Annotated in this window: 4 protein-coding genes; 3 read left to right on the forward strand and 1 reads right to left on the reverse strand. The window is 62.7% G+C overall.

The features are described 5' to 3' along the window. Window positions 1-264 precede the first annotated feature (264 nt). Window positions 265-1,884, reverse strand: a complete 1,620-nt coding sequence (locus HNQ83_RS30770) for a PvdJ/PvdD/PvdP-like protein (RefSeq protein ID WP_175392603.1) — start codon at window positions 1,882-1,884, stop codon at window positions 265-267. Window positions 1,885-2,135: 251 nt separating this feature from the next. Between HNQ83_RS30770 and pvdM the strand changes: the two genes are divergently transcribed. The 3 genes from pvdM to HNQ83_RS30785 all read left to right on the forward strand — a co-directional run bounded on the left by pvdM (window position 2,136) and on the right by HNQ83_RS30785 (window position 5,794). Next, the gene (pvdM, locus tag HNQ83_RS30775) at window positions 2,136-3,485 is read left to right on the forward strand and encodes a pyoverdine-tailoring dipeptidase-like protein PvdM (RefSeq protein ID WP_175392604.1); all 1,350 of its coding nucleotides are present in this window, start codon (window positions 2,136-2,138) and stop codon (window positions 3,483-3,485) included. A 29-nt stretch (window positions 3,486-3,514) separates the two neighbouring features. Continuing rightward, window positions 3,515-4,795: an aminotransferase class V-fold PLP-dependent enzyme gene (locus tag HNQ83_RS30780; protein ID WP_175392605.1), complete on the forward strand. Its 1,281-nt coding sequence runs from the start codon at window positions 3,515-3,517 to the stop codon at window positions 4,793-4,795. A gap of 141 nt (window positions 4,796-4,936) precedes the next feature. Next, window positions 4,937-5,794 carry a formylglycine-generating enzyme family protein gene (locus HNQ83_RS30785; protein ID WP_175392606.1) on the forward strand — a complete coding sequence of 286 codons (858 nt, stop codon included), beginning with the start codon at window positions 4,937-4,939 and terminating at the stop codon, window positions 5,792-5,794. Window positions 5,795-5,886: the final 92 nt, after the last annotated feature.

Genomic DNA, 5,886 nt, shown 5'->3' on the forward strand with positions numbered 1-5,886 from the left:
GGGGCCGGAACATCCAACATCAATGTCGCCTGTCAGGCCGCCATCGCGGGCAAGCTCGCTCCCACAGTGGGCCTGTGTTTGCAGGACTGATGTGGGAGCGAGCCTGCTCGCGAAGGGGCCGGAACATCCAACATCAATGTCGCCTGTCAGGCCGCCATCGCGGGCAAGCCCGCTCCCACAGGTTTTTGTGTTTGCCGCACGATTTTGGCACGACACATAACCTGTGGGAGCTGGCTTGCCAGCGATAAAACGATAACGCGGTCGTCAAGCCTGGCTCTGCTTGGCTTTCAAATTCCGCGCATACCAAGGCCGTTGCGGCACTTTCCTGAACAGATCCTTGAGCTTCTTCTCATCCTCGCCAAAGGTAATCCGCAAGGCCAGTTTCATGGTCTCCGGATCCATCTCCACCGACCGGCCCGCCTGCAACCCCGGCGTGGTGCTGCAACCATGGGTATCCGGCCCCAGCCACGGGTCGTCGATCTCGACCCAGCGACCCGGAGCGAACCACGGCACGCCATTGACCTCCATTCGGCTGACCTCCCCCGGATGAAAGCGCTCATGGGCACGGAACCAGTCTTCCAGGCGATCGTCGATCCAGCCGTGGAAGTGCCAGAACACCGGGCTGACATGGGACGAAAACGGGTCGCCGAGGAAGTCGTTTTCCGGCGCGAACCAACGCGCGGAAAAGTCCGATGGATCACGGGCGAACGGCACTGGCTGGCCGTTGGACGGATCCCGGGGCACCGAGGCCCAGCGCATGTGCAGCCAGTCGTGCAGCCCCAACTCGACCTCTGACCCAAACTGCCCGAGGGTCAGCTTCGACAGGTAACGCGGGTCGCGGTACTGCGACTCCCAGACCTGGAAATTGCTGTGGTAGGTCTCGGCGGTCTTGATGTCGGCGACCCACTTCGAATACTCGTCATCGTCTTCGGCCAGCCAGGTGGGCGGCAGCGCGGTGCCGTCATGGTTGTCGAAATAACGGGCGAAACCGATGCGGTCCCGAGCCAGCTCCGGCTGCGGCAGCGGGAATTGCGTCCACGACGGCAAGTCCTGCATCGAGCGCGCCGTGCCGAGCATGTGCCGGTGCATGAAGAAAAAGTCCACGCCCGAGCCGTTGCGATCCTTGCGCGCGCCACGGGCATCACGCTCCTTGTCCCGCGGGCCAGGCTGCCAGCCGATACCGCGCAGGGCACTGCGCTTGTCTTCGGGCAAGGTATGCCATTTGTCCCGGGAGGCATGCCAGAGCTGGTGAAACAGGCGATGCTCGGCGGACGTCAGCCAGGCCAGCAGCGGCGCATTCAGGCCGGTGCGCTCCCGCGCTTCGGGGAACACCCGCTTGACGGCGATGAAGCGATTGTCCTGGGCAGTCATCATCAACGGCCGATCCAGGTTCAACACCCGCCCGCTGAGCGAGCCGCTGCCGGCGTTGCCAAATCCACCCCAGACTTCGTCCAGCGCCATGCTGAATTCGTAGTCGCAGCTGCCATTGGCGCTGAGCAGCCGCCAACTCAATTGCGCCGATTTGGCCCCGGCCAGATCGCCGAGCACCCGATAACGCGGCGCTTCACTGGAACGCAAACGCTCGGCCGTGTCGAGAAACCCGATCAGCCCGCGACCCTTGTGGCCGATGTCGAGAAACACTTCCAGCCCGTCCGCCGGCAAACCTTCAAGGCCGGCATCACGACCTTCGAAGCGGATCTGCCAGACACCGCGCAAGGTATCCGCCAAGCGCTGACCCGCGATATCCGCGACATCGAACGTCGCCTCGCCGGGGGTGATCGTCGGATCCGGCTTCGTCCATTCGCGATGCCCATAAAAAGCCGCAGGCACGGCAGCGCCGGTCAGCGCCAGGCCTGCCATGAACCATCGTCGAGAAATCGTCATTGCCCTACCTGTGTCAGCCATGGAGCAGGCTTTATCCAAGCTAGAACGTTTGTTGCCCCCACAAATTTAAAAGCTTCGCGAGCAGGCTCGCTCCTACATTGACCGAGTGAACACTGAAGATCCCCTGTGGGAGCGAGCCTGCTCGCGAAGAGGCCCGCACAAACACTAAATTCCTCCCCCGCCTGCTCGTTCCTCCCAGATAGCAAAGGCCCCTACGCCCGCAACAGGGCGGCGAACTGACTGAGACGGCAATGACAAAACCACGCTCGAAAAAGGCTCTTTTCATCGGCCTGCCGCTGGCCCTGGCGATCAGTGCCGGGGCAGGCTTCGCCGCCTGGGACTACTGGTTCAAGGACAACCCCGGCTATCCGGTCAAGGTGATGAAGCAGGCCGATGAACTGCACGAACGCCTGCTCTCGTTCGACAGCCACATCACCGTGCCGATGGACTTCGGCACCGCCGGCAACGAAGCGGACAAGGACGGCAGCGGCCAGTTCGACCTGGTCAAGACCGGACGCGGACGCCTGTCCGGCGCGGCCCTGACGATCTTCGGCTGGCCGGAAATCTGGAACGGCCCCAACGCGCCGCATCGCCCCACCGCCGGTTTCGTCGAAGAAGCACGCTTCGAGCAGGAAACCCGCTACAAGATCATCAGCACCATGGTGCGCGACTACCCCAATCAGGTCGCCATCGCCTACACCCCCGACGACTTCCGCCGCCTGCACGGCGAAGGCAAGTTCGCGATTTTCATGAGCATGCTCAACGCCTACCCGCTGGGCAACGACCTCAACGCCCTCGACAAATGGGCAGCCCGGGGCATGCGCATGTTCGGCTTCAGCTACGTGGGCAACAACGCCTGGGCCGACTCGTCGCGGCCACTGCCGTTTTTCAACGATTCCAGGGATGCCCTCGGCGGTCTTTCGGAGATCGGCAAACAAGCCGTGCACCGCCTCAACGACCTCGGGGTGATCATCGACGTCTCGCAGATGTCGACCAAGGCCCTGGAGCAGGTCGCGCAATTGAGCCGCACGCCGATGGTCGCGTCCCACTCGGCCCCCCGTGGCCTGGTGGATATTCCGCGCAACCTCAGCGACCAGGAAATGCAGCTGATCAAGAACAGCGGCGGCGTGGTGCAGATCGTCGGTTTCCCGACCTACATCAAACCGTTGAGCCAGGCCACCCAGGACAAACTCAACGCCCTGCGCGCACGCTTCGACCTGCAACCGCTGCAAGGGCTGGAGATGGCGCTGATGCCCGGCGATCCGGTCATCACCGTCTGGTCCGAACAGCGTTTCGGCGAATACGCCAGCCAGCTCTATGCCATCGTCGACGAAGAACCCAAAGCCACCCTCAAGGACTACGGCGACGCGATTGATTATGCGGTGAAGAAAATCGGCATCGACCACGTCGGCATCAGTTCCGACTTCAACGATGGCGGCGGCCTCGATGGCTGGAAGGACGTCAGCGAAGCGCGCAACGTGACCGCCGAGCTGATCAGCCGCGGCTACAGCGAGGCCGACATCGCCAAGCTCTGGGGCGGCAATTTCCTGCGGGTCTGGGACCAGGTCGAGAAATCCGCCAGACCTGTCGCCAAAAACTGATGCCACTTTTTCCAAGCGAACCCCAAGCCATGACCAACCGTCGTTCATTCCTCAAGCAGGCCGGCATTCTCGCCGCCGGCCTGCCCCTGACCACCAGCGTGAATCTGCCGGCACTGGCAGGCAATCCGCCGGCATTGCCCAAGGGCAAATGGGCGCAGCTGCGCCAGCTGTTCAATCAGGACCCGGACTACCTGCACTTCGCCAACTTCCTGGTGACCTCGCACCCCACGCCGGTGCGCAACGCCATCGAGATGCACCGCGCCAACATCGACCGCAACCCCGGTCGGGCCATGGACTGGGACCTGCAGGAAACCGAGAAGCGCGAGCACAACGTGCGGGTCTGGGCCGGTCGCTACCTCAATGCCAAGCCTGAGCAGATCGCCCTCACCGGCAGCACCACCGAGGGCCTGTCGATGATCTACGGCGGCATTCATGTGCGCCCGGATCAGGAAATCCTGGTCAGCGAACACGAGCACTACTCGACCAACTACACCCTTGAATACCGGCAGCAACGCCAGGGCACCCGGGTGCGCAAGCTCAAGTTGTTCGAGAACAGTCGCGACATTTCCGTGGACGAAGTGTTGGGCGCCATTGCCAAGGGCATTCGTCCCGAGACCCGTGTGCTGGGCATGACCTGGGTGCAATCGGGCAGCGGTGTGAAGTTGCCTATCGGTGACATCGGCCAACTGGTCGACGAGCTGAACCGCAAGCGCGATGAGAAGGACCGCATCCTGTATGTGGTCGATGGTGTTCACGGTTTTGGCGTCGAGGACCTGGAGTTTCCCGACATGCACTGCGACTTCTTCATCGCCGGCACCCACAAATGGATGTTCGGCCCCCGTGGCACCGGGATCATTTGCGCCCGCTCGGCCGAACTCAAGGACGTCACGCCGATCATTCCGACCTTCTCCGAAGCCACCACCTTCTCGACCATCATGACCCCCGGTGGCTATCACAGCTTCGAACATCGCTGGGCGGCGGACGAGGCGTTCAAGCTGCACCTGGACCTGGGCAAGGCCGAGGTGCAGGCGCGCATCCACGAACTCAACACCTACGCCAAGAACCGCCTGCTGGAACAGCCGCGGATTGAACTGGTCACGCCGCAGAGCCCGGCGTTGTCCGCCGGTTTTACTTTCTTCCGGATCAAGGACCAGGACTGCGAAAAGGTCGCTACGCAGTTGATGCAAAACCGCGTGGTCTGCGATGCGGTGGAACGCGATGCCGGCCCCGTGGTGCGCATCGCCCCCGGCCTGCTCAACAGCGAACACGAAATCGACCGCTTCATGGCGCTGCTGAACAAAACCGCATAGCGCCGCTACCCCCTGTAGGAGCGAGCCTGCTCGCGATGGTCGCCGGAACACCGCGGATAGTCAGACACCCCGCGTCATCGTTGACGTCCATCGCGAGCAGGCTCGCTCCTACAGGGTCGTATCATTTAATCGAGATGACTCATGACCCTTTACTCGTTGACCCTCTCCGCCCTTGCGGTTGCCTTCCTTTCGACTACTGCACAAGCCGCCACCCCACAGCCACCGGGCAAGGTGTTCAAGGACTGCAAGGACTGCCCGGAAATGGTCGTGCTGCCCGCCGGCACATTCACCATGGGTACCCCGGACGACGAAGTCGGTCGCGAGCCCGATGAAGGCCCGATGCATGACGTGACCTTCGCCAAACCTTTTGCCATGAGCCGTTTCCAGATCACCGCCGGCGAGTGGGACAGCTACGTCAAGGAGAGCGGCGTGACCATCGCCAATGGCGATACCCGCCCGGGCCGCGAGTGCATCGCCAGCAAGCCGCGCTACCCGCAAAGCCCGCGCCAGCCGGCGGTGTGCATGAACTTCGACGACGTGAAAAACTACGTCGCCTGGCTGTCGAAAAAGACCGGGCAGAAATACCACATGGTCAGCGAAGCCCAGCGCGAATACGCCGCCCGTGGCGGCACCAAGGGACCGTTCCCCTTCCCCTTCGATGAAGGCAAGGCATACAGCATCGCCAAACATGCCAACACCTACGGCCCGGCCGACGGCTACAGCTACAGCTCACCCGTGGGCAGCTATCCGCCCAACGCCTTCGGCATGTATGACATGCACGGCAATGTCTATGAATGGGTGGAAGACTGTGAACACCCCAACTACGTCGGCGCCCCCACCGATGGCAGTGCCTGGCTGGAGCCCAACTGCGAAGCCGTACGCATCCGCGGTAACGACTGGGGCGAAGCGCCGGTGTTCTCCCGCTCGGGCAACCGCAATAGCCAGTACCCGCAGGAGCGCGGGGACTGGATGGGCTTTCGCGTAGTGCGTGATCTGTAAGCCACACCCCGCCCCCCTGTAGGAGCGAGCCTGCTCGCGATGGCGGACTGTCAGTCGACATCTATATCGGCTGGAAGGCCGCCATCGCGAGC

The sequence above is a fragment of the Pseudomonas sp. C2B4 genome (assembly GCF_013359695.1).
Classification (GTDB): Bacteria; Pseudomonadota; Gammaproteobacteria; order Pseudomonadales; family Pseudomonadaceae; genus Aquipseudomonas.

What these genes read in the sequence shown, in the direction of transcription:
- HNQ83_RS30770 (WP_175392603.1), bottom strand. Translation starts at nt 1,884, where the DNA reads ATGACGATTTCTCGACGATGGTTCATGGCAGGCCTGGCGCTGACCGGC.
- pvdM (WP_175392604.1), top strand. Translation starts at nt 2,136, where the DNA reads ATGACAAAACCACGCTCGAAAAAGGCTCTTTTCATCGGCCTGCCGCTG.
- HNQ83_RS30780 (WP_175392605.1), top strand. Translation starts at nt 3,515, where the DNA reads ATGACCAACCGTCGTTCATTCCTCAAGCAGGCCGGCATTCTCGCCGCC.
- HNQ83_RS30785 (WP_175392606.1), top strand. Translation starts at nt 4,937, where the DNA reads ATGACCCTTTACTCGTTGACCCTCTCCGCCCTTGCGGTTGCCTTCCTT.